This window comes from Lederbergia sp. B243.17 (assembly GCF_057657925.1).
On sequence record NZ_JBWBKF010000076.1, the window covers coordinates 35,725 to 56,659 of the forward strand.

21 protein-coding genes are annotated in these 20,935 nt (G+C 46.4%); 9 read left to right on the forward strand and 12 right to left on the reverse strand.

Going from position 1 to position 20,935, the window contains the following annotated elements:
* Positions 1-252: 252 nt before the first annotated feature.
* The 3 genes from AC0TWI_RS14160 to AC0TWI_RS14170 form a co-directional block, all read right to left on the reverse strand.
* On the reverse strand, positions 253-747 hold the full coding sequence (locus tag AC0TWI_RS14160) for an N-acetyltransferase family protein (protein ID WP_488126983.1): 495 nt from the start codon (positions 745-747) through the stop codon (positions 253-255).
* A 23-nt stretch (positions 748-770) separates the two neighbouring features.
* Positions 771-1,883: an NAD(P)/FAD-dependent oxidoreductase gene (locus AC0TWI_RS14165; RefSeq protein ID WP_488126984.1), complete on the reverse strand. Its 1,113-nt coding sequence runs from the start codon at positions 1,881-1,883 to the stop codon at positions 771-773.
* 279 nt (positions 1,884-2,162) lie between these two features.
* Positions 2,163-2,564, reverse strand: a complete 402-nt coding sequence (locus AC0TWI_RS14170) for a hypothetical protein (protein ID WP_488126985.1) — start codon at positions 2,562-2,564, stop codon at positions 2,163-2,165.
* A 220-nt stretch (positions 2,565-2,784) separates the two neighbouring features.
* On the opposite strand from AC0TWI_RS14170, the gene AC0TWI_RS14175 reads away from it, so the two are divergent.
* From AC0TWI_RS14175 to AC0TWI_RS14190, 4 genes are all read left to right on the forward strand, one after another.
* A complete protein-coding gene (locus tag AC0TWI_RS14175; RefSeq protein WP_488126986.1) occupies positions 2,785-3,351 on the forward strand; it encodes a DUF6609 family protein in 567 nt (188 codons plus the stop codon).
* Between the two features lie 1,005 nt (positions 3,352-4,356).
* Positions 4,357-4,809 (forward strand): HIT family protein, encoded by a 453-nt coding sequence (locus tag AC0TWI_RS14180; protein ID WP_488126987.1) that lies wholly within the window; start codon positions 4,357-4,359, stop codon positions 4,807-4,809.
* Complete coding sequence (locus tag AC0TWI_RS14185) at positions 4,802-5,641, forward strand: PP2C family serine/threonine-protein phosphatase (RefSeq protein WP_488126988.1); 840 nt, start codon at positions 4,802-4,804, stop codon at positions 5,639-5,641. Before AC0TWI_RS14180 ends, AC0TWI_RS14185 begins: the two co-directional genes overlap by 8 nt.
* Before the next feature lie 291 nt (positions 5,642-5,932).
* Positions 5,933-6,739, forward strand: a complete 807-nt coding sequence (locus AC0TWI_RS14190; protein WP_488126989.1) for a CPBP family intramembrane glutamic endopeptidase — start codon at positions 5,933-5,935, stop codon at positions 6,737-6,739.
* Positions 6,740-7,227: 488 nt separating this feature from the next.
* Here the strand turns inward: AC0TWI_RS14190 and AC0TWI_RS14195 are convergent, their stop codons facing one another.
* The gene (locus AC0TWI_RS14195; protein WP_488126990.1) at positions 7,228-7,539 is read right to left on the reverse strand and encodes a hypothetical protein; all 312 of its coding nucleotides are present in this window, start codon (positions 7,537-7,539) and stop codon (positions 7,228-7,230) included.
* A gap of 145 nt (positions 7,540-7,684) precedes the next feature.
* Between AC0TWI_RS14195 and fabG the strand changes: the two genes are divergently transcribed.
* The 4 genes from fabG to AC0TWI_RS14215 all read left to right on the forward strand — a co-directional run bounded on the left by fabG (position 7,685) and on the right by AC0TWI_RS14215 (position 10,925).
* On the forward strand, positions 7,685-8,428 hold the full coding sequence (gene fabG / locus AC0TWI_RS14200; RefSeq protein ID WP_488126991.1) for a 3-oxoacyl-ACP reductase FabG: 744 nt from the start codon (positions 7,685-7,687) through the stop codon (positions 8,426-8,428).
* A gap of 236 nt (positions 8,429-8,664) precedes the next feature.
* The gene (locus AC0TWI_RS14205; protein ID WP_488126992.1) at positions 8,665-9,510 is read left to right on the forward strand and encodes an AraC family transcriptional regulator; all 846 of its coding nucleotides are present in this window, start codon (positions 8,665-8,667) and stop codon (positions 9,508-9,510) included.
* Positions 9,511-9,537: 27 nt separating this feature from the next.
* Complete coding sequence (locus AC0TWI_RS14210; RefSeq protein ID WP_488127090.1) at positions 9,538-10,242, forward strand: DinB family protein; 705 nt, start codon at positions 9,538-9,540, stop codon at positions 10,240-10,242.
* Positions 10,243-10,448: 206 nt separating this feature from the next.
* A complete protein-coding gene (locus AC0TWI_RS14215) occupies positions 10,449-10,925 on the forward strand; it encodes a DUF2306 domain-containing protein (RefSeq protein WP_488126993.1) in 477 nt (158 codons plus the stop codon).
* Between the two features lie 231 nt (positions 10,926-11,156).
* On the opposite strand, the gene AC0TWI_RS14220 is transcribed toward AC0TWI_RS14215, so the two are convergent.
* On the reverse strand, positions 11,157-11,270 hold the full coding sequence (locus AC0TWI_RS14220; RefSeq protein ID WP_488126994.1) for a putative holin-like toxin: 114 nt from the start codon (positions 11,268-11,270) through the stop codon (positions 11,157-11,159).
* Between the two features lie 232 nt (positions 11,271-11,502).
* Here AC0TWI_RS14220 and AC0TWI_RS14225 point away from each other — a divergent pair, with 232 nt between their 5' ends.
* Positions 11,503-11,874 carry an rRNA methyltransferase gene (locus AC0TWI_RS14225; RefSeq protein WP_488126995.1) on the forward strand — a complete coding sequence of 124 codons (372 nt, stop codon included), beginning with the start codon at positions 11,503-11,505 and terminating at the stop codon, positions 11,872-11,874.
* A gap of 177 nt (positions 11,875-12,051) precedes the next feature.
* On the opposite strand, the gene AC0TWI_RS14230 is transcribed toward AC0TWI_RS14225, so the two are convergent.
* From AC0TWI_RS14230 to argJ, 7 genes are all read right to left on the reverse strand, one after another.
* Positions 12,052-12,510: a staygreen family protein gene (locus AC0TWI_RS14230; RefSeq protein WP_488126996.1), complete on the reverse strand. Its 459-nt coding sequence runs from the start codon at positions 12,508-12,510 to the stop codon at positions 12,052-12,054.
* A gap of 60 nt (positions 12,511-12,570) precedes the next feature.
* Entirely contained in the window at positions 12,571-13,515 is a 945-nt protein-coding gene (gene argF / locus AC0TWI_RS14235) for an ornithine carbamoyltransferase (protein ID WP_488126997.1), read from the reverse strand.
* Between the two features lies 1 nt (position 13,516).
* Positions 13,517-16,615, reverse strand: coding sequence for a carbamoyl-phosphate synthase (glutamine-hydrolyzing) large subunit (gene carB / locus AC0TWI_RS14240; RefSeq protein WP_488126998.1), 3,099 nt, complete (start codon positions 16,613-16,615; stop codon positions 13,517-13,519).
* A complete protein-coding gene (locus tag AC0TWI_RS14245) occupies positions 16,608-17,633 on the reverse strand; it encodes a carbamoyl phosphate synthase small subunit (RefSeq protein ID WP_488126999.1) in 1,026 nt (341 codons plus the stop codon). Before AC0TWI_RS14245 ends, carB begins: the two co-directional genes overlap by 8 nt.
* Before the next feature lie 99 nt (positions 17,634-17,732).
* Complete coding sequence (gene argD, locus AC0TWI_RS14250) at positions 17,733-18,899, reverse strand: acetylornithine transaminase (protein ID WP_488127000.1); 1,167 nt, start codon at positions 18,897-18,899, stop codon at positions 17,733-17,735.
* Entirely contained in the window at positions 18,896-19,675 is a 780-nt protein-coding gene (gene argB, locus AC0TWI_RS14255) for an acetylglutamate kinase (protein ID WP_488127001.1), read from the reverse strand. Before argB ends, argD begins: the two co-directional genes overlap by 4 nt.
* 21 nt (positions 19,676-19,696) lie before the next feature.
* The gene (gene argJ / locus AC0TWI_RS14260) at positions 19,697-20,926 is read right to left on the reverse strand and encodes a bifunctional glutamate N-acetyltransferase/amino-acid acetyltransferase ArgJ (RefSeq protein WP_488127002.1); all 1,230 of its coding nucleotides are present in this window, start codon (positions 20,924-20,926) and stop codon (positions 19,697-19,699) included.
* Between the last annotated feature and the right edge of the window lie 9 nt (positions 20,927-20,935).

A 20,935-nucleotide genomic window follows, 5' to 3' on the forward strand; every position in this document is an offset into this window, starting at 1 on the left:
AATTTCCTTCTCATTGTTAATCCGCATTTTCCTGATGCTACCCTACAATGTTCAATAATCGTATGCTCAATAAGCGATGAAATAGGCGGAGTGAAAGATGTAGGGAGCAAAGTTCTTGCCTATGCAAGGCAATATTAGTTTAATAGGAATTTAGCAACCTATATAAATAGAAATGAAAAAGAGCCTTTCTACAAAAAAAGTAGGAAGGCTACAATAAACCTGATTCTCCTGCTGGAAGCTGGGGGTTCCGTTTCACAGCAGCTTATACATATAGTACTCATTGACGGGCTTACCGTCGATCATCAGCGAATGGACTTTTTCACCTTCGATTGTAAAGCCCATTTTCCTGTACAGGTTCAAGGCTTTCGTGTTGTCCTTAATAACAGTCAGTTCAAGCCTGGTGAACCCTTTTTCTTTCGCCCATGAGAAAACTTGTTCAAATAGGGAGGTGGCCACTCCTTTTCCCCGGAATGCCTCATCTGTCCCCAGTACGAGGTAAGCGGAATGCCGCTTGCGGCGCTGGGCTCCTCCAAGTGCAGCAATGAATCCCGCGAGTGTGCCAGCCTCTTCAGCGACGAAAAAGATCGATCTGTCATCGGAAACAACACGTTCGATACTCCTTTTTTGCTGTTCGACAGTTGTCTGCCGCTCTCCCGGCTCATAAAGCATGAAGCCGGAATCATCGAGCTTTTTGGATAGCTCCAGGAATTTTTCTGCGTCATCAGGTGTGAGCGGTCGGATTTTCATTTCCATTCTCCTTATGGAACATATTATAAAGCGTTGGAAAGGCTATAAGCTTCAGCATCTACTTCAAGCGGCTTCCCGAGCACAAGACGGGCGAGGAGGGAGCCGATGTACGGTCCCATTGTCAGTCCGGAGGCACCGAGCCCGTTTGCGGCAAATAAACCATTTACACTGGGCACTTCCCCGAATACCGGGAGGAACTCCGGTGTATGCGGGCGGAAGCCGACTCGCGCCTCAAGAATGCCGGCCTGGGAAAGACCCGGGGCAAACTCAAGCGCTTTTTGCAAAATCTCCGACATGCCACCGGCGGTCACCGTTGTATCGAACGGTACGTCATTTTCATGAGTCGCGCCGCACACGATCCGACCGTTCCCGTAGGAGACAATGTATTGATCGCTCGGCGGCATAACGACAGGCCAATCGTCTGTATTCGTCTCCTGCATTTGCAGATGCAGGATCTGCGCCTTTTGGGCATGAATTTTAAAATCGATGCCGAGCGGGGCCAGCAGTTCGGGAGCCCAAGCGCCGGCAGTGCAAAGAACGGAATCTGCTTCATATATAGTACGGCCGACTTGAACCCGATGTATTTGTCCGTTTGCCGCATAAAGCTCGGCGCGGCCAGAAACCACTTCAGTTCCATAATGGACGGCACCTGCAAGCAGAGCATCCCGGATAGACCGGCCATCCACACGGGCGGCACCGCTGACGAATACAGAGCCGATTCCGTCGGCAAGGGCTGGAAACCGTGTTTTCGTTTCTTCGGGAGAGAGGAGGAGGACATCGCCGATTTCGGGAGCATCCTCACGCCTTTTAAGTGTCCGTTCGACCATCGCCTCCAGTTTCTTTTCATCATGGTGAAGGCTGAGCGCACCGACTTTTTTATAACCTGCATCCTTTTGCCCTAGCTCCTCCAGCTCTTGGATCAGCTGCGGATAGTATTTCGCCCCGTTTTTTGCGAGGGCATACCAGGCTTTGTTGCGCCGCTGGGATATCCACGGACAGACAATGCCGGCAGCGGCATCCGTAGCTTGACCAGGCTGCCGATCATCGACAAGCAGCACCTTCTCGCCTTGTTTGGCAAGATGATAGGCAGCCGATACACCTAGGATCCCAGCACCAATTACAATATGAGTTTGCATATTTACACCACCTAGAGTACTGTAATAATGTTATGTAAATTCGAGATTCTACCTAAAAACCTTTTGAAAACATTCGCAGCAATAACAGGAGACTGGAGTTTTGCGAGTTTCAGGCACAGCCAGAACTGTTGGCATTGTCCTGCACCAGCATGTTTCAATCGGTTTGTTTTCTGTGAGATTGCAATCGTTTTTATTGCCGCAGGCTGGACAAAGAGAGGTATCATTGTTCATTTCCGCACCTCTTTTTCCTTTCAGTATAGCATGTGTCGGCAGAGGATTTTAGTGTTGTCGCTCAAGCTGTTGAAAGACGTCCAACGCTTGCCCGTATACATTTTGTCCCGGGTTGAAATGATAATTACCTGCGCCATCACCGATTTCAAATACTCCGTTTTCATCCATTACCAATGTTCCGGAAATTTGATCCTGATAAATATAGATAATCGTAATCGCCCTGTCAAAATCAATCGGTTCGCTTGTTTGTCCGCTGTATTCGATATGGTTGTATGCCTCTACGAGCGACTGGATCGTTTCCTTATCGAGTTTGCCGGCTCCTTCATACAAACTCTGCCCAAAGCTGATATCTATCGTATCGGCCTTAATCGGCTTGATGGCGTTAGCAACACAGCCGGTAATCAAAGGTAATGAAAAAAGGGCAATCATAACAAAAGCAAACTTCCTCATTCAAAATATCCTCCAGGCAGAATACTATCAATTTCCTGTAATAATATTATGTAAATTTGAGCTCTGATTTTAAAACCATAAAAACCAAGCTCAACAAGGATAAGTATAGCATGGGAATACGGGGGTGAATTAGATAAGAACCTAATTCAGAATTTATTAATAATTATGTTATAGTGGGTATAAGAATTTGTGAAGGGATGTTTTGATAAGGGGGAGGAAAATGGAGGCAGGGGAATTCAAAAGAGAATATAACACTCAAAGAACAGTCGGGGTATGGCTGGTTTACATAGGGGTAATTATTATTATTTCAGCGATTACCGGTAAAAACCTATTTATTCAGCCGTATATTATGGGATTTGGCTATTTTATTGGTTTTTTGTTAATACTTGTCCTTCCTTTTATAAATAACAAATTATCATATGGTAAGAATTCTCAGTTTCAAGATCGGATGGATAATATTTCGGTTGCGGTAACGATTGTTCTCTGCACGTTTTGCGGGTTCATTATCGGCTCTACTGATTTAAGATTGCTATGGCTATGCATATTTGCGATTATCGGTATTCATTTCATAGGTTTTTATTTTTCCCAAGGTACGATAATGCTCTTGCTAGGAGCGTTGACAACAATAAACTCAGTAATAGGAATCCTTTTAGTCAGTGCGCCTTTTCTTTTATTTGCAGTAATTGATGGTACGTTAAAAATAATCATTGGGTGCAAAATGCTCCTTGCAAAGCATCAATCGAAACGTTCCGATCTGAGCGATAAAGCAGCAGGAAACTTCAACTAAAGGATGCTCTCTTTGTTAAGATTAAAAATATATGTACCAAAGACCGACTCGATCAAGGCGGTCTTCTTTCTTGCTGATTTAAAAGAAATATACTTATAGGCGTTCCATTCTATTATAGAGCGGTTGCTTTATTTGTAATAAACACGCTGGCATATTCCAAACTCAGGGGTAATGATTTACCAAGATAAAGAACTGGATGAATGGATGTTAAAATAAGGTAATATGTTATAAAGATTCTGCGTTAACAATTGCGAGATTTTTGCATAGCAGGGGGCCGGATTGATGAATAGCAAAAAGGTGGGATTAAAATGCTTTTACTTTGGTACGCAGCACTTCTTACGTCAATTATCAGTTTGGCATTCGGATTTATAAGGCGTTCTTGGCTTTTCATACTAATAAGTGCGGTTACTTTTATACCTATTGCATACTATTTTTCCGGGGTAAATAGTGGCGTAAAATATGTAGGTCTTGCTCCAATTATTCTGCTGTTATTTACGTTGTTTTTTTGGCTGTCAGAAAGAAAAACAAAGGCTAAATAGTTTCGCAAACACAATACTATCTTGGGGAAGTATGGCAGATAAATACATTCAGAGGATTGAGCATTTTCATTTGCTATTTATCCATACGCAATTTAGGTTGCTATTTGCATTATTCATGCACTAACATGTCTCAATCGGCTATTTTTTTGCGAGGTTACAATGGTTTTTCCCGCTGCAGGCTGGACAGAGAGAGGATTCATTGTTCATTTCCCTCTTTTTCCTTTAAGGATAGCATGGATTAAACCAATAGATAGAAAAAAAGAAACCGGTTCAGGGGACGTACTGTGTGATCCAGGAGAGATGGTCTTGCACAGACGAAGCTCTGAATCAAAGTCAAATTCACTTAAATTTTTCGACCATGATGCGTGCCATACGACATTCCGGTATAGAAAGACTAAAAAAATTCACTTATCGGTCAGCATTTATACTATAATATTTGAAATATCTAAAAAGAGGAGGGAGTTTTGTGAGCGATTGCTTTATTTGTAATAAACACGCTGGTTTGATTCAAACGTCAGGAGCCACGATTTACGATGACGAATATGTTTTTGTTGGACATATTGATAGAAATGGGATGCCGAACTATCTTGGTCATATTATGATTGATCTAAAAAGACACGCCCCTACGCTTGCAGACATGACAATTGAAGAAGCAAAAGCCTTTGGTGTCATGATGGCCAGGGTCAGCAAAGCGCTTAGGGAGTCAGAAAACGCCGAGCATATCTATTCATTTGTTTCCGGTGATGCCGTTCCTCACCTTCATATGCATCACGTAGCCCGATATCCACATACACCAAAAGAATATTGGGGAGCATCCGAGGTTTATGATTGGGAAGGGGCTCCTATGGGTGACAATCATGATGTCGTTGCACTTTGTAATCGTCTGAAAACATTTCTAGAGAATCATCCATATGAATAACGCGAACCAAGATTTTAGTTGGGTGGGCAGTCAAGAGGATTTCGTCGATAGACCGAGTGTTCTTCAGCTCAATCATATTGTAGTTGGACGATATGGCGGTAATTCTGCGGCTGGACAATATAAAAACGAAGATGGGTATTTGGTATGGTTTGATGAAAAAGAGGATTGGGAGTTCATTATCCTTTTGGATGCTCATCTTTCTTCAGAGAGTGCAAGCTTAATTCTAAATCAGTTCAATAATGAAAAATCCCAAATCAAAGATTTACTATCCTTACCGACAAATTGTGAAACTTTTAAAAGGCTGGAAGATAAGATTGTAAACTTGTTTCAAACAGATGAGTTCTTATCCTTATGCCGAAAAGTCACAGGAGAAACCGCTTGTTTAATTGTGAGTAGAAAAGGCAAATATGTTTGGTGGTTTTCCGTCGGTGACTGTATTCTTTACTTGTTTCATCAAGAATTAGCTGCATTAGGACAATATCAGTTAAATCAAAGGCAATTTTTTGAATGGATCGGACAAGTGAACACGTTTGAACAAGAAGTTCCATGCTATACAGTGGGGAAAAGGGAATTAAGACAAGGCCAAAATCGTCTATTCCTTACTACCGATGGTTTAATTGAATGTCCGAATGAACCATATTCCGACCCGAAAAGCATTTCTGAATCATTTAATGATCCGAATGATGATGAAGGCGTCATTTGGGCCATGTTAAAAACAATCAAAAAGAACAATGTCAGAGATAGCACGACGATTGTTAACTGGAAGGTACATATTTTGACGGAAGCTTCACAACCAAGCGATCAATTTATTAAGAAACAAAGTATGATATAAAAAGAGGTGCGTAATGCACCTCTTTAATGCACTTCTCAAACTGTAGACAAAGTCATTTATATCTTGAAGCACTGTATATTTTAATAATAAATATGCAGTGCCTCATTTTTAATCCACCTCTGCTGTAATTGAATAATTCAGAATTTGGTTTAGTAGTTGTAACTGTAGACTATTTATATTTTGTACGGCGCGCAACTTTGAATGGGCAGAAAGCAAACATTAGGTGATAAAAGTCTGAGCGTCCATCCGTTAAAATTCAATGTATACTTTAAAATGTGAGGCGAAGAAATCGTGACAGACAAAACAATCACAGTACAATTTACGATGCTGACATTTTGCATAGCTTATCTTGTGTCAGGTGCTTTGATTGCTCTTGGGCAATTCGGATATACGGTTCACAATTGGGTTCACTCGTTACAGCAATTCGGGATGAATATCCCTTTTGCAATCTATATTTTGTCGCCCGCTATTGCTTCATATATCGTTCTGAAGAAAAATAACAAAATAGCAGGTTTCAAGGAATGGTTGAGAACTGTTTTTTATGCCAAAAATAGCATATCTCTCTATTTGTTTGTTGTTGCAGGACTTACACTGTATTTTTTGATACATTTTGCAGTTTCAGGCCGCACGGAAATGGTGCTTCCATTTTATACGTTCTTCCTTTCCCTGCTTGGTAATCTTATAATCGGTGGCTTGGAGGAAGCTGGCTGGATGTACATATTGCAGCCTGAGCTTGACAAAAAATACGGTTTTGTTTTGTCTTCTGTTTTTGTAGGAATCATTTGGATGTTATGGCATATCCCTCTCTTCTTCATTCCGGGGACGAATCACGGAGAGGGACTCATTAACTTTTGGATGTTTGCAGTTCAACTCATTGCATTTCGGTTTTTCAACGGGGCAATCTACAAAATATCAGGAAAAGGCCGTGTGTTTATGTGCGTATTATTCCACACCATGTTCAATGCGGCATCCCCCATCTTCGGCACCATGACTATGACTTGGGTGGGAACCATTGCCGCAAATGCTGTGATAGTTCTTGTTTCGATTGTAACCGTTGTGATATACGACAAGAAGAACAGGCGAGTAGTATTAGCATGATGTTAAGCCATTAACTTCAATTTAAGAACAAGTCACTAGGACACCAGTTATCATAAATCATCAGGTGTGTTTTATTTATATACAATAACTGAATAAAGAAACTATAGAAAGGTAGTTTGACTACACTCTGAGAGGTGCGTAATGCCCCTCTTTTTCTTTTGCTACGATCTTCAGTTTCTCTTTTTAGCGATATGAATAGCAGTTCCCATATGTTCTTTTCACATACGGAGTTTTGCAGGCGCTGCCGTTTCCGTCGAAAACGTCTCGGCCGATCCTCAGTTCTGCGCTTCGGTCGGAGTCGGGATAGGCAGGATCTTTATGAATGATGGAGAGTGTATCATTACTGAGCTAAGTCATCTGGAGTGAATCTTTCGCATCGCTGAAATAAACGGTTTCCGGGCGGTCCGCATCACCGTGATGGATGACGGTAACTCACATGTTGACGCCGCCGGCTGCGCCTCCATACTCTTTGAAATAGGCTTGGACTGTCATCTTCTTGTCAGGCGAATCAATCGGGCGATTGTAGGGTTCCCCGCCTTTGAATGTGAAATTGTATGTATAAAAGTGTATGTCTTATAGGCGAATAACAGACAAAGCAGTGCAGGAAGTACGGGCAACAGCCGTAATTTGCTCGTTTTACTCGCATGCCAAGAAAAATAAAGTGAAATCAGCGCAAGAATGAATGCTAATTCCCGATAGAAAGGGAAGGAACTGCTGTACATCATTTCGCTGATCCGGCACCCATAATAAAGCAGGAGAGCGAGCAGGGATGCAATGACCGAGCTTGCTTTAGAGGACATGCGTCTTCACCCGTTTCTTTGATTTCCTTCAATATAGCAAGAGTCCGACAACATGGGAAGTGCATTCGAAAAAGCCTTCCTGTACACTGCCATATGAGTTATGATAAATGCATAATATTATGAATTCTACCAGGGGGAAATGGTTATGGATCGTTTAACTGGAAAAGTCGCTGCTATCACAGGAGCAGCACAGGGAATTGGTGCTGTAATTGCAGCTAGGCTTCTTAAGGAAGGGGCGCTCGTTGCTGCTATCGACATTAAGAAGGAAACACTGCTTGAAACGGTAAAAGAGCTGGATCCATCCGGGGATAGATGCGGGGCGTTTGTATGCAATGTGGCGGATGGCCGAGACGTGCAGAACATTTTCACAGAGATTTACGATACATATGGAAAAGTGGATATTCTCATCAACAATGCTGGGATTACAAGGGACGCGATGTTTCATAAAATGACGGCGGAACAGTGGAGTACCGTCGTTGATGTGAACTTGAACAGCATGTTCCATACATGCCAGGCAGTCATCCCGCAAATGCGCAAACAGGAATACGGGAAAATCGTCAATGTCGCTTCGGTGTCGAGCTGGGGGAATGTCGGACAGGCAAACTACAGCGCTTCCAAAGCTGGTGTTATCGGCCTGACACGGACACTGGCGAAGGAAAACGGCAGCAAGAACATCACCGTCAACGCCATTGCTCCAGGCCAGATCGATACGGACATGACAAGGGATCTTCCGGAAAATGTCAAACTGATGGCGACGATGCTGACGCCGGCAGGAAGGACGGGACAGCCTTCTGAAGTCGCTTCGGTCGTTGCGTTCCTTGCATCGGATGACTCCAGCTTTGTAAACGGAGAATGCATCGGAGTGAATGGCGGGTTTTTGATGGTTTAAGTGTAAATAAAAAGGGATGGATTGGATGTATCGAACCGATAGGGTGGCGGCGCTGAAAGCTGAAGTAGTTGAAAAAGCCAACCAAAAGCAAACAGGTTGGGACCGTTCTTTCTGATATTTTTCACATCTTTTTCGACCTATTTTGGGGAAACTGACGTCCGACTTCTTTGTGCAGAGAAAGTCGGACCAGCAGCCCATCATTCATAGTACAGTCTTCATACGGAAAGGATGAAAGTATGGATTGGCTGGAGCGAATGAACAATGCATTGGAATACATTGAAGCGAATTTGGACGGAGAGATCGATTATAAGAAGCTGGCGCAAGTCGCTTGTACATCAGAGTATCATTTTTCACGCATGTTCTCCTCGATCTCAGGTGTATCTCTTTCAGAGTATATAAGGCGCCGGCGCTTAACACTTGCAGCTTTTGACATTCAGAAACGTGATATGCGGATCCTCGACATCGCCGTCAAATATAGTTATGGCTCTGCGGATTCCTTTTCCCGTGCCTTTCAAAAAACACATGGGTTGAAGCCCTCAGATGCCCGTAACCAGGGTGTACAATTAAAGGCCTTTCCAAAAATCTCCTTTCAAATCACAATCAAAGGAGACACTGAAATGGAGTACAGAATCGAACAGCTTGATTATGAATTAAGAATCATCGGGAGAGGCGAACAGGTAAAAACTAGCCGGGCTTTTAAAAGCATTCCGTCACTGTGGAACCGAGCGAAGAAAGAGGGGTTCATGCAGGAATTAAAGGATATGGCGTGGGAAAAACCTAAATGTACCCTCGAGAGCCTTCTCGGGGTATGCGGGACGGAAGCTGCAATCATGGATGAGGAATTTACGTACTTTATGGGTGTCCGCTATGATGAAGAACCGCCCGCTGATATGGAGATTTTGACACTGCCGCCAAGTACGTGGGCTGTTTTCCCGAATATCGTGGAGGCATGGAACCGGCTGTACACCGAATGGGTTCCCACTTCGGGCTATGAACTGGCCAATTTGCCTTGCATTGAATGCTACTACGGGCCAAAACATAAGCCGCGCCATGAGCTTTGGGTGCCGGTCATCCCGAAATGAAAAACGAAAAGGGTGATAAGGTTGGACATGGATCAAAGGAAGATTTGGAATGAAAACCACAAGCTTATGAAAGAAATCCTTCTGCAGCCTTCTGAGCATTCACGAGCCATTGAATTATTTCTGTCCCAACACGGATTGTTGCACGGCTCTCTTCAGAGGGAAAGACAGACGATGGAAGATGCTTTGCTGGATGATTTGGATGAATCCATATTCAGACAGGTTCCGCCTCCTGTACGTGACACAACGAACTCGATCGCATGGCATGTATGGCATTGTGCCCGGATTGAAGACATGACGATGAATATATTGATTGCAGATGAGCAGCAAGTTCTCTATACGGAGCACTGGTTTGAAAAGTTGAGAATTCCCTTCACGACCTCCGGCAATGAGATGAATGAGAAAGAACTGGCCAAATTAAGCGCAGACATTGAGATGAATGCATTGTTTGCTTACAGAAGTGCGGTTGGAGAAAAGACACAGCGCATTATCTCCTCGCTGGAAGCCGGCCAGCTCAAAGAGAAAGTGGATCCCGCCCGAATCAATCGCTTATTCGAGGAAAACGCCATTTCCACAAGCTCGGCATGGGTGGCTGGCTATTGGAGCAGGAAAACAATTGCCGGCTTGCTAGCCATGCCTGCAACCCGCCATAACTTCTTGCATTTGAACAAATGCATTCGGATTAAAGAGAAAATGAAGAAGATGCTCGGTCCAACGAACCGGATAACGATGTAAGAGCCAAGAACGGAGGAGGGGACGGTTCATCCAGCGAGGAAGGGATTTTGACAGGGTTCAGCTGATCATAATGAAGTTGCCGTAAATGATTCATTGCATCGGGAGAATAGCTGCGTTCGCAAATTTGCAAACCGTGATTAAAAGAAGCATTACTTTGAAGCCAGTATTCAAACGTTTGGGAAATGTATGGAAAGGGAGGATATTTTTTGTTCCAATTGTTTTTAATTATCCATATTGTAACAGGCATTATTTGTTTGGTTAGTGGTATTTTCGCCATGTCGTCGAGAAAAAGACGGGGTAAGCATACTACTTCCGGTGAAATTTATCATTGGTCTTATGTTTTGGTATTTATTTCGGCTGTTTTCTTGTCTATTATGCACTGGGAAGAGAGTGCCTATCTCTTTTACATCGCTGTATTCTCCTATGCACTTGCTCTAACCGGTTATTTATCCGCTAAAAACAGGCGGAAAAATTGGCTGAGTGTCCATATAGGCGGGATGTTGGGATCTTATATCGGCATCGTAACAGCAACAATCGTAGTGAACGTGCCCAACATACCAGTACTCAATGAACTGCCGGTTATTTTCTTCTGGCTGTTGCCGACCATCATTGGAACGCCTTTCATTTTTGTCACAGGGAATAAATATAAACCAAGGGGCACAAAGCAAAAGAAAGCTGTCTGATGGGAACAATTCAAAAGCACAGGTGATTGAATGGAGCGTTTCGGGAAGGCTTTAAACAGGTGTATATTCCGTATAACTGTGGTAAACTGAATATATAATAAGAAAGACCGAGTGCGTCAACACCCGGTCGATCGCAGCTGACATCCGCATGAAGTGCGGCTGGCCGCAAATTAGGAAGTTTACCTTAGAAAAAGTAACCGCCCATTCTACTTGGACCGTAGCGGAGGGAGGTTACTTTTTTCTATTGGTGTATAGAGCAATCAACGCAACAATGGCTGTTGCCGTCGCCATTAGGAACATTCCGAATTGGAACATCATATTGATTGCCTCGTAAGTCACCATCATGTAACACCCCCTTTCCCAAGGGAGTGCCAACCGCCCATCCGCTAAATATGTCACTGCAATTTCTATTCTATCACTTAATCGGCTGAAATTTTAAGAAAAGTAAAATTTCACATGATGGGACATGAGAACGTTAGTTATGTATGTAAGAAAGTAAAGAGTAACAGGCAAACGTTCGTTCTTTCATGTGGTATACTGAAATGAGCTATAAAAATACGTGGAAAGGTTGATATACATGTGGAAACAAACAAAAGACGGCCTTGTGCCGGTTACAGACAAATCCAGGGTTGCATTCCGGACGAATATCAGCAAATCGCTGCTTGAAGAGCTGCAGATCATGGCTGATCGGAATTACACGCATGTGAATTATTTGCTTGAGAATGGCTTGGGAAATCTGATGAAACATAATGTCATTACATACAACAAGGAATTGCGTCCAAAGGATCGGATTCAGTATAAAACGACGTATGATGAAGAACTTCTTACGAGAACAAAAGAATTTGCTAAAGAGCATAAGTTATTTATCAATGATGTGATTGAGCACAGCGTTTCTTTCATTGACCTTGCCAGCCTGAAAAAGCAGAGTTTTCGGCACCGAGTAGAATAGGGGGATAGCATTTTGTATTTTAACGGAACGCCATGGACATAATATAAATTATCGGAAGTTGAAGAAACAAAGCGTTAAATGTCTCGTATCAAAAGTATACTATTAATAGTGAGACGAAATGAAAAATCACAAAAGATCCGCGGTTACGTTTTTTTCTGCGGTCTTTTGTGATTTTACTTATCCATTCAGCAAGTAACGTCTCGGAGTTCCGTACTGATCGACTGTACGCAGCTGCGGATATTTCGATTCGTAGTTCAGGTATATCGGTGCATCCAGCAGCCATGGCACGTGCTGGTATAACGCTTCGTCTTTTTTGATCAATGTTCCGAGTATTTCCGGTATGCACGCCTGCAATTCCAGAAATTGGTCTTCAGCTGTTTCTTCGTCTTTTTCAAGGAAATTCACCAGTGTTCCAGTCAAAACGTATTCGCCGAGGCGCGGCATCCATTCGGCTCTCAGCATCCAATGTGGATTTTGTTCTTCTGATGGATACTGGTAGTCGATGCCGATATTGAGTACGCCTTCTGATGTAGCCGTTTCTTTTGTCATCGTATATTTTCGTCCGTCAACCGGTCCGTATTTGGTCGCAGGTGGAATGACGATGACCGTGAACCGGATTGTTTGCAGCTTTTCCATCGTGCAGCTCCCCTTTTACTTGTCATACTGCATCATATGGCAAAAGCCTACGATTGGTGCTTAGGACATCAATGAAACGAGCAGCGCTTTTTGGACGTGGAGACGGTTTTCGGCCTGGTCGAAGATGACCGAATGCGGGCCGTCCACGACGGATGCAGTCGCCTCCTCCCCCCTTTTCGCCGGCAGGCAATGCATGAAGATCACGTCCGAATTCGCAATCGATAGCAGTTTTTCTGTTACACAGTACGGGCGGAATGCTTCGAGGCGCGCTGCTTCCTCCTCTTCCCAGCCCATGCTCGTCCAGACGTCTGTGTAGATGGCGTCCGCATCTTTTGCGGCTTCTTCTGGATTGTTGGTAATGAGGATTGAGGCGCCGGTTGAAGCAGCGATCTCTTTCGCTTCATCAACGATTTCCTGCTTAGGTTCATAGCCTTCAGGCGATGCGATCGCACAGTCGACGCCAAGCTTGGCGCAGGCTATCAGCAAGGAATGGGCCATATTGTTGCCGTCGCCGATATAGGCCAGTTTTTTGCCGGCCAGCTCCCCTTTTTTCTCCTGCAGCGTGAACAGATCGGCAAGCGCCTGGCACGGATGGTGGTCGTCTGTCAGGGCGTTGATTACCGGAACATCTGCTGCCTCTGCAAGCTTTTCTACGCCTTCATGGGAATAGGCGCGGATCATGATGCCGTCGACGTAGCGGGATAGTGTTTTTGCTGTGTCCTCGACCGTTTCCCCTCTGCCAAGCTGAATATCGTTTCGGGAGAGGAATAGGGCATGGCCGCCGAGCTGGAACATGCCCGCTTCAAAGGAAACGCGTGTTCTTGTCGAAGATTTTTCAAAAATCATCGCAAGCGTCTTGCCCTTCAAGTGTTCATGCGGGATGCCGTTTTGGCGTTCTTTTTTCAGTTGAGAAGCCAAGTCGAGCACACTTTGGATTTCTTCTGTAGTCAGTTCTGCGAGCGTCAGCACGCTTTTCCCTTGGATTGCCATGACTTCTGTTTTCATATCAGTTCACCTTTTCCTTGTTTTTCGTCTGCCATTGTTTTACCGTCTGCGGCTCTCCTATTGTTGGAGCTTCTGCAGCTAGATGGTGGATGAGTGTTTCTCTTTCCGTGATGACAAGAAGCTGGGAGAGTGATGCCGCGATCCGGTTCTCTTCCCCTTCTTTGTCTTTCTTCTCGCTGTATAGGATCAGGCCCGGATGCTGTTTCAGAGCCTCTTTTATGCTTCCTTGCTTCTCTGTTACCGCAATGGCGCCTGTATCGTTCAAAAGCTGCAGGATGTCTTTCTCGGCCTCTGCGGGCACATCGACATAAACGGCCGCTTTGTTTTTTCCGTCCTTTTTCCAATGAACGGCTTTTGCGAGAGCTTCTTCGAAAGTATGGCCAAAGGCGATCACTTCGCCCGTCGATTTCATTCCCGGCGTAAGAACCGGATCGACACCTGGGAGCTTGCCGGTTGAGAAAACCGGGTTCTTCAATGCATAGAAGGCTGGTTCCGGCTGGGTGATTGCCAGCGGTTTGCCGATCATCGTTTTGATGCTTTCCTCGATAATGTTGATCCCGGATATTTTGCTGATGAGCGGAACGGTCCTTGAAGCGCGCGGATTTACTTCCAGTACGTACAATATGCCTTCGTGAATGACAAACTGGATATTGAACAGCCCTTTGAATTCAAGCTCTTCTGCCAGCTTCCTCGCGTATTCTTCCGCAAGTTTCATGTAGGGTTCTTCTACTGTGACCGGCGGCGTTACTGCCATGCTGTCGCCAGAATGAACACCCGCTTTTTCCAGATGCTCGAAAAAGCCGGGAATGAAGACATCTTTTCCATCGGAAAGTACGTCTATTTCAAGCTCTGTCCCGCGGTAATAAGCATCGACTAAAACCGGATACTGAATGGACGGCAGCAGTGCATCGAGTGCATTTTCATCTTCTACGATTTCCATTCCCTGGCCGCCAATTACGTACGATGGGCGGAGCAAGATCGGATACCCGAGCTGTTCTGCCTTTTCTGCAAGTTCCTTCGCATTTTCTGCCATCAGGCCGGGGATATGCGGAATATCGAGCTGGTTAAGCAGCTCGTAAAAGCGTTCGCGGTCTTCGACTCTGTCAATCTGATCCTGATTAATCGATAATAGCGGGATGCCTGCCTTTTCCAGGCCTTCCGCGAGATTGATAGCGGTCTGGCCGCCGAAGGAGACGATGACCCCGTCCGGCTTTTCGTGCTGGAGCACGTTCAGTACATCTTCAAGATGGAGCGGTTCAAAGTAAAGGCGGTCCGCCACCTGGAAATCAGTGGAGACGGTTCCTGGGTTGTTGTTAATCAGTACCGTTTCATACCCTTCCTTCTTCAACGCCCATGCCCCGTGCACCGTACAGTAATCGAATTCGAGACCCTGGCCGATCCGGATCGGCCCTGAGCCGATAATTGCGATTTTCGGCTTGTCGAACTGGGCAGGACGGTCATGGCCGCCATTCCATGTTGAATAGAAGTACGGGGCTTCCGCAGGGAATTCACCTGCACAAGAATCGACCATATGGTAGACCGGTATGATGCCGAGCTCTTTCCGTTTTTCTCTGACGACAGCGGCCTCGCAACCCCATGCTCCAGCAAGCCACTCGTCAGTGAATCCTTGTTTTTTCAACGTCCGTAAAAAAGCCGGGCTGATGTCTTCGATATTGGTTTCTTTCGCTTCCTTTTCAAGTGCAATCAATTGATCGAGCACTTGTAAAAAGCGTTTCGTAATATGGGAAGCACCTGCGATTTCATCAACAGAAACACCACGTCTCATCAGTTCAAGGATCGAAAATAGGCGGATGTGATCCGCTTCCTTGACCGATTTCCAGAGCTGCTCATCTGAAGCTTCGCCGATGCCATCAAGAACGAGTCCTGAAAGCTTCACTTCCAGCGAGCGGATTGCTTTTTGCAGTGCTTGCGGCAGCTGCTTTTCAATCGCCATGATTTCACCGGTCGCCTTCATTTGAGTACCTAGTTTCGTTTCCGCCTCGGAAAATTTATCGAACGGAAGCCGCGGCATTTTTACGACGGTATAGTCGACAACAGGTTCGGAGCTGGCAAATGTCATGCCAGTGACGGGATTTAGGATTTCATGGAGATGATAGCCGAGGCCTACTTTTGCGGCAATCCTCGCGATCGGATAACCGACGGCTTTTGATGCGAGGGCGGAGGAACGGCTTAGCCTCGGGTTGACCTCGATCAGGTAGTATTGGCTGCTGTCCGGATCCTGGGCAAACTGGATGTTGCAGCCGCCGATGATATTCAGCGCACGGATAATTTTCAATGCCGACGCATGCAAGGCTTCATATTCGTCGCCGCTTAGTGTCTGCTGCGGGGCGATTACGATCGAGTCGCCTGTATGGACGCCGACCGGATCAAAGTTTTCCATGCTGCAGATTGCAAGGCATGTATCGTTGTCGTCGCGCATCATTTCAAATTCCAGCTCTTTGAAGCCGGCGATGCTTTTCTCCAATAGGCATTGGGTAATCGGGCTCGCATCGAGTCCGTTTTGGACCACCTTCGTCAGCTGCTCAAGCGTATCGACGATGCCTCCTCCCCCTCCGCCGAGCGTGTAGGCTGGACGGACGATGAGCGGAAAACCGATCTTTTCGGCAAATTCGCATGCTTCCTCGACCGTTCCGATGATTTCACTCGGAGGCACCGGTTCGCCAAGCTGATGCATCAGAGAGCGGAACGCTTCCCTGTCCTCTCCCTGGATGATCGATTCTGGCGAAGTGCCAAGTACTTTGACGCCGTATTTCTCCAATATGCCCGCCTGGTGCAGTTCTACGGTAAGATTCAGACCGGTTTGACCGCCGACCGTTCCAAGAATCCCGTCCGGCTTCTCTTTTTCGATGATAGCCGTCAAACTTGGAACGGTGAGCGGTTCAAAGTAGATTTCATTGGCGAATTCATGGTCGGTCATAATGGTCGCCGGGTTGTTGTTAACGAGGATGACTTCGCAGCCTTCCTCTTGAAGTGCTGCGCATGCTTGAGTGCCGGCGTAATCAAATTCTGCCGCCTGGCCGATGACGATCGGTCCGGAGCCGATGACGAGTACTTTTTTGTAGGTAGGATGCTTAGGCATAGACGGTTGCTCCTTTTCTTTCCTTGATCTGATTGCTGAAATCGCTGAACATTCGTTTTGCAAGAGACTTCTCGGCACGATCAATGTGGAACTGGAAGCCCTGGATCGGATAGCGCTCATGCTTGTAGCCTTCAATGGTCTGGTCTTGAACATTTCGGTACGTGACAAGAAGACCGCTCGGTTTCATCGCATTTTCTTTTAGAGAGAACAAGTGGTTCTGTTTTGTCATGAACACTTTATTCGACTCTTGCTCAACAACGGGTTGGGCAAAGCCGCGGTGGCCGGTTGCAAGCTTCTCGATCTTGGCGCCGAATGCCGAGGCGATGAGCTGTGCTCCGAGCCCGAAAGCGATTGTCGGTGCGGATTTGGCGATTTCTCCAAACATTTTACTGAAAGCAGAGTGTTCTTCTGGACGACCGGGTCCTCCCGAAAATATAATGCCGTCGGGTGAGAGAGCTTTTGCTTGTTCAAACGCTGACGCTGGTTTTACAACGGTGACTTTGTAGCCTTCCTCCTCTAAAAAACGAAGCAGGGAGCGTGAAGCGCCGAAATCGATCAAAAGAAGGTGGCTGCTGCCTTTAGTATTAATGGTCACCGGGACACTGGTCTCTTCTTTTGCCGGGACTGTGGCTTTGTTCTCCTTCCCGCAGGAGATTACAGCTGGCAACTCTCCGATATCTTTTCGGTTTTTGATCATCGCCCTCGTGTCTTCGCTAAGCAATATCGGCACACCGGCGTTTTGAAAGTGATTCAGCCATTCTCCGGAAGGCTCCTGCTGTGTGATCAGGCCGCCGATTTGGATTGTACCGCTCTCGAACCGCTTTTCATCGGCTTTTTCGTTAAAAATGCCGGGATAGGTAGCGATGACAATCTTTCCTTTTGCCAGCGGATCGGTGATGAACTCCTGAAAACGGGTCATCCCGGTGAAAAAAATCACTTCCTCGGTTATCGTCTTCGGTTCGCTGAACCAATGGCCTTTATATACTTGGCCATTGCCCAGCATAAGTGCACCTTCCATGATGATCTCCTCTTTTCTTTTGCGCATTTTTACTTATGTTTTCGAATTTTTATGCATTTATAGCGATTGTTTTCCTCTGGTTCTTCGAAAGCAGGCCTGTCAGACGAGGTTTGTCTCGCAGGCAGACTTTTCAAGGATTGTTTTTTGGATCATATCGAGTCCTTTTTTCAGCTCTTCGCGGCTAATCGTGAGCGAAGGCAGGAATCGGATGACATTCGGGCCGGCTGGCAGCACAAGCAGACCGTTTTCTCGCAAACTCTTAATCCAGGAAGTGGTGTCATCGGCAAATTCGATGCCGAGCATCAAGCCTATCCCCCGTACTTCCTTGAACCCTTCTACTTTTGCAAAAAGGGATGCTGCCTGTTCTTTCAGCCATTCGCCTTTTTCTGTCACTTCTTCATAGAAGCCAGGGCTTTCCATGACGCCAAGTACGGCACCTGCTGCTCTCATGGCGAGCGGGTTTCCGCCGTATGTTGAACCATGGCTGCCCGGACCGAAAGCCCCACCGAGCTTTTTCTTCCCGATCATCGCGCCGACCGGAAAGCCGTTGCCAAGCCCTTTGGCCGAGGTGATAATGTCAGGAGAGATTCCATAATGCTCGTAGCCGAATTTCTTTCCTGTTCTGCCGATTCCCGTCTGCACTTCATCGACAATGAGCAGCAGTCCGTGATCTTGACATAACTTTTCTGCACCTTTCAGAAATTCCTCATCTGCCACGTGTACGCCGCCTTCGCCCTGGATCACTTCCAGCATAACAGCAGCGGTTTCCCCATCTATCGTCGAACGGAGGGCATCCAAGTCATTGAACGGGCAATGGACGAACGTCTCAAGCAATGGCCCGAACCCTTCCTTTACTTTGTCCTGACCTGTAGCGGCAAGCGTGCCAAGCGTCCGTCCGTGAAAGGACTGGTTAAACGTGATGATCTTATGCTTGCCTGTATATTTTCTGGCGAGTTTGATCGCCGCTTCATTCGCTTCAGCCCCGCTGTTGCAAAAGAAGGCGACATATTCATCTGATGGAACAAGTTTTTCGGCTGTCTCCTCCTGTAGTGAGCTGTTGAAAAGGTTGGACACATGCCAGAGTGTATGAAGCTGTTCCTCTACCGCTAGAACAGGTGCTTCATGGCAGTGGCCGAGATTGCAGACGCCAATGCCGGAAGTGAAATCGAGATACTTTTTTCCGTCCGCACCGGTAACGTTGGCTCCTTTTCCTGATACGATTTCAAGATCCCAGCGGCCATAATTGCCGAATACATGATCCATCACTTGATTGCCTCCAATTCCTTTTTAATTACCGTTCCTGCGAGTTTGCCGTTTTGCAGGAGCGGTTCCCGTCCGCTGACGATCATCGTTTCCTCCACACCTTGTGAGAGGCCTGCAAGGCAAGCTTCCACCTTTGGGATCATGCCTCCGGTGATCACGCGTTCGCTGATCATTTTTTCAATCTCATTTTCATTTGCAGCCGGTATCAGTTCTCCGTTGTTGAGAATACCCGGTACATCCGTGATGAAAAGAAGTGTCTTTGCGCCGAGAGCAGCCGCAACTGCAGCCGCCGCTGTATCGGCATTCACGTTGTACCGCTCGCCTTCATCGATGCCGAGAGCGATAGGAGAAATGACCGGCAGGTAGCCCATCGAAAGAATCGTCTCAATAAACTCCCCGTCTACATGGACGATGTCGCCGACGTAGCCGAGCGTCGAAAAATCCTTCGCTTTCGCCTGGATGCAAGCCCCGTCGAAGCCCGTCATGCCGAGCGCCCGGACGCCCTGTTTTTGCAAGGAACGGACGAGCCGGTTCGTCATGGAGCCGGAGAGCACCATCTCTGCAACATCAATCGTTTCAGCTGTCGTTTTGCGAAGGCCATTGATGAATTCTGATTCGATCGAAAGCTTTCCGAGCAGGTCATTGATCGCCGGACCGCCGCCATGGACGATGACGAGATCTGTGCCGCTATCCTGCAGCATTTTGATGCTTTGAAAAAATTCGTCTGTCATTTCATTGATCATACTGCCGCCGCATTTGAGGACGATGATATTCTTCATGCCTACGCACTCCTTAGTCGGTCATGTTCTGTAACTCGCATTGATTTTCACATAGTCATATGTCAGGTCGCAGCCCCATGCTTTGCCTTTTCCTTCCCCGACATGGAGATCGACTGCGATTTCAATTTTTTCATTGCCCAGGTATGCTTTCAGCTCGTCTTCGGAGTAGTTTGCCGCCTGGCTTTTCAACAGCAGCGGATAGCCGCCGATTTTGATGTCAATCGACTCTGGGTCAAGTGTGATGCTGCTTGCGCCAAGTGCCGCCATGATCCGTCCCCAGTTCGGGTCTGCACCGAAGACCATCGTTTTCACGAGGTCGGAGCCGACAATTTTCTTTGCTGCCATTCCTGCTTCTTCATCGGAATGCGCGCCGTATACTTCTACTTCGATTAGTTTCGTCGCACCTTCACCATCTTTTGCAATTGCGACAGCAAGGTCTTCACATACACGTTTCAATAGATCGACGAATACCTTCCAATCCGGATGGTCCGGGGAGAGCGGCTCATTGCCGGAAAGTCCGTTTGCCATGGCAAGGACCATGTCGTTCGTTGACGTATCTCCGTCGACGGTGATCCGGTTAAAAGTTTCATTGATAGCTATATTCAGTCCGTTCTGCAAATGTTCAGCAGTGACAGCCGCATCCGTTGTAATGAATGCGAGCATTGTCGCCATGTTCGGTGCTATCATGCCCGAGCCTTTTGCCGAGCCGGCCATCGTCACCTTTTTCCCGCCGATAAGTGTTTCATAGCATGTTGACTTTTTACATGTATCCGTCGTCAGGATCGCTTCGTTAAAATCGTCCGCGGCCTGTTCATTTGTCTGCGGAATGAGCTGTTTGATCCCTGCAGAAATCTTCTCCATCGGCATTGCTTCGCCGATAACGCCTGTCGATGCGACAGCGACATATCCTTCCGGAACCGAAAGCATTTCCGCTGTTTCGTTTCGCATCCGATACGCATCGAGCATGCCTTGTCTGCCTGTGCAGGCGTTCGCGTTTCCGCTGTTGATAATGACTGCCTGGATTTTCCCTTCCTTCGCAATCGTTTCCTTTGTCAGCGTAAGCGGGGCAGCGACAATCTGGTTCGTCGTATAGACAGCGGCCGCCTCAGCCGGGACTTCCGAATACAACAGCCCGAGGTCCTTTCTTTTTCTTTTGACTTTCGAATGGATTCCGGCGGCTGAAAAGCCTTTTGGCGAGAGGATATTCCCCTCTTTCACCGGTGTGATTGTTATGCTGCTCGTTGCCTGCATCTTGTTCCC

Excerpts from the sequence above, each read along its gene's own strand:
- AC0TWI_RS14160 (WP_488126983.1), bottom strand. The coding sequence starts at position 747 with ATGAAAATCCGACCGCTCACACCTGATGACGCAGAAAAATTCCTGGAG.
- AC0TWI_RS14165 (WP_488126984.1), bottom strand. The coding sequence starts at position 1,883 with ATGCAAACTCATATTGTAATTGGTGCTGGGATCCTAGGTGTATCGGCT.
- AC0TWI_RS14170 (WP_488126985.1), bottom strand. The coding sequence starts at position 2,564 with ATGAGGAAGTTTGCTTTTGTTATGATTGCCCTTTTTTCATTACCTTTG.
- AC0TWI_RS14175 (WP_488126986.1), top strand. The coding sequence starts at position 2,785 with ATGGAGGCAGGGGAATTCAAAAGAGAATATAACACTCAAAGAACAGTC.
- AC0TWI_RS14185 (WP_488126988.1), top strand. The coding sequence starts at position 4,802 with ATGAATAACGCGAACCAAGATTTTAGTTGGGTGGGCAGTCAAGAGGAT.
- AC0TWI_RS14195 (WP_488126990.1), bottom strand. The coding sequence starts at position 7,539 with ATGTCCTCTAAAGCAAGCTCGGTCATTGCATCCCTGCTCGCTCTCCTG.
- fabG (WP_488126991.1), top strand. The coding sequence starts at position 7,685 with ATGGATCGTTTAACTGGAAAAGTCGCTGCTATCACAGGAGCAGCACAG.
- AC0TWI_RS14205 (WP_488126992.1), top strand. The coding sequence starts at position 8,665 with ATGGATTGGCTGGAGCGAATGAACAATGCATTGGAATACATTGAAGCG.
- AC0TWI_RS14210 (WP_488127090.1), top strand. The coding sequence starts at position 9,538 with ATGGATCAAAGGAAGATTTGGAATGAAAACCACAAGCTTATGAAAGAA.
- AC0TWI_RS14220 (WP_488126994.1), bottom strand. The coding sequence starts at position 11,270 with ATGATGGTGACTTACGAGGCAATCAATATGATGTTCCAATTCGGAATG.
- AC0TWI_RS14225 (WP_488126995.1), top strand. The coding sequence starts at position 11,503 with ATGTGGAAACAAACAAAAGACGGCCTTGTGCCGGTTACAGACAAATCC.
- AC0TWI_RS14230 (WP_488126996.1), bottom strand. The coding sequence starts at position 12,510 with ATGGAAAAGCTGCAAACAATCCGGTTCACGGTCATCGTCATTCCACCT.
- argF (WP_488126997.1), bottom strand. The coding sequence starts at position 13,515 with ATGAAAACAGAAGTCATGGCAATCCAAGGGAAAAGCGTGCTGACGCTC.
- carB (WP_488126998.1), bottom strand. The coding sequence starts at position 16,615 with ATGCCTAAGCATCCTACCTACAAAAAAGTACTCGTCATCGGCTCCGGA.
- AC0TWI_RS14245 (WP_488126999.1), bottom strand. The coding sequence starts at position 17,633 with ATGGAAGGTGCACTTATGCTGGGCAATGGCCAAGTATATAAAGGCCAT.
- argB (WP_488127001.1), bottom strand. The coding sequence starts at position 19,675 with ATGAAGAATATCATCGTCCTCAAATGCGGCGGCAGTATGATCAATGAA.
- argJ (WP_488127002.1), bottom strand. The coding sequence starts at position 20,926 with ATGCAGGCAACGAGCAGCATAACAATCACACCGGTGAAAGAGGGGAAT.